At 68.2% G+C, this 440-nt stretch carries 1 protein-coding gene; it reads left to right on the forward strand.

The genetic code is table 11. The annotated features are described in order from the left end of the window. A partial coding sequence (locus tag JFN93_RS25305; protein ID WP_199387171.1) for a hypothetical protein occupies positions 1–440 on the forward strand: 440 nt, incomplete at both ends.

Consider the following 440-nt stretch of genomic DNA (forward strand, 5'->3'; position numbering starts at 1 on the left):
AACCAGGTCGCCGTTCTCTCCACTGCCCAGGCCCAGGCACTCGGTGCTGCAGGGGTTGGGGCCCTTTCCTCCGATCAGCTCCGTGCCCTTACCACCGCAGACGTGGCGGCCCTGACCACCGCAGAGATCCAGGCGATCAGCACCGCCAACCTGGCGACCCTGACCACCGCGGAAATTGGCGCACTGACCACGGCTCAGGCGCAGGCCCTTGGCGCAACCGGCATCGCAGCACTCGACTCCGGCCAGCTGCGTTCCCTGAGCACCCAGGATGTTGCGGCCCTGACCACCGCCGAGGTGGCAGCCATCAGCACCGACAACATCTCCCTGCTGACCACCGCACAGGTCAAGGCAATGACCACGGCCCAGATCGCCGGCCTCGACACCGCCCACGTCCAGGCCCTGAGCACCGCGGAGGTCGCGGTTCTCTCTACCGGCCAGGC

The sequence above is a fragment of the Geomesophilobacter sediminis genome (assembly GCF_016458275.1).
Taxonomy (GTDB): Bacteria; Desulfobacterota; Desulfuromonadia; order Geobacterales; family Geobacteraceae; genus Geomesophilobacter; species Geomesophilobacter sediminis.